Source organism: Algoriphagus taiwanensis (assembly GCF_036245645.1).
GTDB lineage: Bacteria > Bacteroidota > Bacteroidia > Cytophagales > Cyclobacteriaceae > Algoriphagus > Algoriphagus taiwanensis.
Window position 1 is genome coordinate 1 of record NZ_BTPE01000028.1, and the last position, 2,778, is coordinate 2,778.

Below are 2,778 nucleotides of genomic sequence, written 5' to 3' on the forward strand. Positions count from 1 at the left end.
AATTAGATGGCTTTTCAAACGTGACGAGCAATTCTGAGGAGACTTTTTCAGCTATCAAGTCCTACAAATCCAACTGAAATTCCGATTCAATCCCCATAAGAACCTCACCGGTTTCGTGCAACAGCGCTTTCATGCTTGGCTTTGCAAGCCGCACGAAAGCTTAGTTGTTGGCGGTAGTTTTTCTTTTCATTTAGTAGAGTATTCTTCAAAAAGAGCATGAAAACTTTCTATAAAGTCGTCCATATTCTTCTTTTCATAAGTTGAAAATTCTGGATACATCAGTTTCCCTTCATTTATTGGTTTGTTTTCTAAGTCGTCAAGATTAAGTACATCATGAGCAAGCTCGTGATACATTAAAAAGTATCGCATAGGTTTTGAAAACTGTTGCCATGAAGAAGGATTTATATATATTTCAATTCGACTGTCATCGTTGTGTCCTAATGATAGACCATGTATATGGGTAGTATTGTCGAGTTGGTCAAGCCTTGAAAATTTAATTATGGTCGTCTTAGGCTTCTTTGGAAATATTCCATAAAACTCCAAATCACGATAGAATTTTTCAACGTAAATGTCAAAATTTACATCTCCATCATAAGAGTTAGCGACTATCTCTTTATATAAATTTGCTTCTGATTGCTTTTGTACTAATTTGATTATTACAAAGAAAATAACAACTAATATTGCTATACCAATAATCCACCGACTTTGTTTTGACTTATTTGGTTTTGGATGAATTGGGATAGGTTTTTCTATTGGCCTTCTTTCAGGCTTTTGTATTTTGTTTTCGTTTGAATCATTGAAGGGTTTTAATTCAGGCGGAATTGTTGAGGTGATATCATCCAACTCAATAATCTCTGACATTTCTGTCCATTTTTCTAACCCATAGTACCAAACCTTAGTACTCCTTGTAACTCTTTGAGATTTTAATTCATCTTTCGAAAAAGGCCCAAATTTGTTTACTCCGTCTGTATAGAAATATTTTCTCATTCTTAGTTGTATTGTTCTGGGAAAATTACAGAATTAGTAATCAGTGAGTAAAGCTGTTCAAGTGCTCTAAATTCAGGATTATCAATTCCCATTGCCTGAAGGAAAATAATTTTGTCTTCATAAAAAACTACCCAACATTTCATAATAACAGGAAACGTTAAACCTGAACGTTCCATTTTACCTTTTACCTTAAATTGAACGGAAGGATAAGTGTCTACTGTAACAACAGATTGGTCTATTACTTGTGGGTTTTTCAAAAATGAACTCGTTTCTTGAACAAATTCTTCAACGAAATTATCTTCTTGAAGGGCTTCTCTTATTTGCTTACGAGAAAAGAAAGTCACATTATCCTTTATTAGAATCAAATATGTGTTTCCTTCATTTGTAAACTTCTTGACTATATTCGGTCGGTCACCTTCTTTGACTTCCCATCCAACTGGCACTTTTAGTTTCAGGTTGACTTCTTTAGATTTTGGGTGGTCTTTGATGCTGACGTATTCGCCTAAATTAAAACTAAAAGTTGAAAATTCGTTTGATTTAACACTTACTTTTTTCACAAGAGAATTACCCATGTAGTAGTAGAAGTCAACATCTATGTTATGCAAATAGTAGGTCTTAGCTGCTCCTGCTGTTTTTAGATTGGATATTATTTCTTCCTTGATATTATAGGGTGCTTCCCAATAATCAGGCACTTCATATTGATAAATAAGAGTGCGGCCTAGTGAAAGACAACCTTTTGCCCTAATGCCATTACCTATATCAACACCTTTTATTTGTCTATTTACCTGCTCCGCAAGTTTCTTTATGTCTGTTTCAGAGAAGGTTTGACTGAATACAGTCAACGAAAGGAAACAGAATATTAGAAAAATTGAAAATCTCATAATCTAACCTTTAGGATTTCTGCCATACTCATTTATTCCCGGTTGGCCGTTTTGAAAAATCATCCATAGTCCATAAAATGGAATGATTTGCCACCACCCATTATTCCCTAAATCGTGACATCTTTTTGCACCTTGTGCCCATAGAAACCAAAGCATTGGGATATAGGCAAGTCCAATAATTGGAGCTTCACCCGACTCCACGATGACATTTACAAAAGCTGCAACCACAACATAAATAATGAGGCTTATTCCATATTCAGTTCTCCTTATTCTTCCGTCAAAAGAAAAGGGATTTGAAAACATACCTTGTTTTCTAACTGTATGACTACTTTCTGTAACAGTCTGCTTTTCAGGTTTGAAATCTTTAGTGTCAGTAGCATTCAAAGTATCATCTTCTGTGTCAAGAGGCGGAGGACTCAATTCAAATAGCTCTCTTAATTCTTCAACGCTATCAGCTTCTTTCCAATCGTCAAGTCCTTCATGCCAAATTAAAGTCTTTGGTTGGATGTCTTTCTGTTTTAATTCTCCTAAAGTCACAGGGCCTTCTTTTTCCTGTCCGTTTGAGTAAAAATACTTTTTCATGTTATGTCCGTTTTGTTTGTTTTTTAAATTACCGCCAACGTTTTGGGTATTGCCGAAGGCGGGGATTTTTAGTACAAAAGTTCAATCGAAGAACGAATGTTGAACCTTGCACAAATGTCCAATCGAAGTCGTTCAGCCCCGCTTTTGGCAATACCTTGTTGCACTAAACCTGCGGTAGTTTCTCCGATTAGCAGCCCAAAAGAGGTATCTTTTTGATTCATTCTTAACCGTTTTCAATCATGAAAAAAAAGAGAACCTCCTCCAGACCGCTTGCTCCAAGATAGCGGGATTTGCTGAACTACTGGCCAAGTTTGAGCAAAAAGTTACC

Annotated in this window: 4 protein-coding genes; all 4 read right to left on the minus strand. The window is 35.7% G+C overall.

The genetic code is table 11. The annotated features are described in order from the left end of the window. Positions 1-186 precede the first annotated feature (186 nt). Positions 187-987: a DUF4339 domain-containing protein gene (locus AAA938_RS20070; protein WP_338230704.1), complete on the minus strand. Its 801-nt coding sequence runs from the start codon at positions 985-987 to the stop codon at positions 187-189. 2 nt (positions 988-989) lie between these two features. Continuing rightward, entirely contained in the window at positions 990-1,868 is an 879-nt protein-coding gene (locus AAA938_RS20075; protein ID WP_338230707.1) for a hypothetical protein, read from the minus strand. Positions 1,869-1,871: 3 nt separating this feature from the next. Next, positions 1,872-2,450, minus strand: coding sequence for a GYF domain-containing protein (locus tag AAA938_RS20080; protein WP_338230709.1), 579 nt, complete (start codon positions 2,448-2,450; stop codon positions 1,872-1,874). A gap of 68 nt (positions 2,451-2,518) precedes the next feature. Next, entirely contained in the window at positions 2,519-2,671 is a 153-nt protein-coding gene (locus AAA938_RS20085; RefSeq protein WP_338230711.1) for a hypothetical protein, read from the minus strand. Positions 2,672-2,778: the final 107 nt, after the last annotated feature.

What these genes read in the sequence shown, in the direction of transcription:
- AAA938_RS20070 (WP_338230704.1), bottom strand. Translation starts at nt 987, where the DNA reads ATGAGAAAATATTTCTATACAGACGGAGTAAACAAATTTGGGCCTTTT.
- AAA938_RS20075 (WP_338230707.1), bottom strand. Translation starts at nt 1,868, where the DNA reads ATGAGATTTTCAATTTTTCTAATATTCTGTTTCCTTTCGTTGACTGTA.
- AAA938_RS20080 (WP_338230709.1), bottom strand. Translation starts at nt 2,450, where the DNA reads ATGAAAAAGTATTTTTACTCAAACGGACAGGAAAAAGAAGGCCCTGTG.
- AAA938_RS20085 (WP_338230711.1), bottom strand. Translation starts at nt 2,671, where the DNA reads ATGAATCAAAAAGATACCTCTTTTGGGCTGCTAATCGGAGAAACTACC.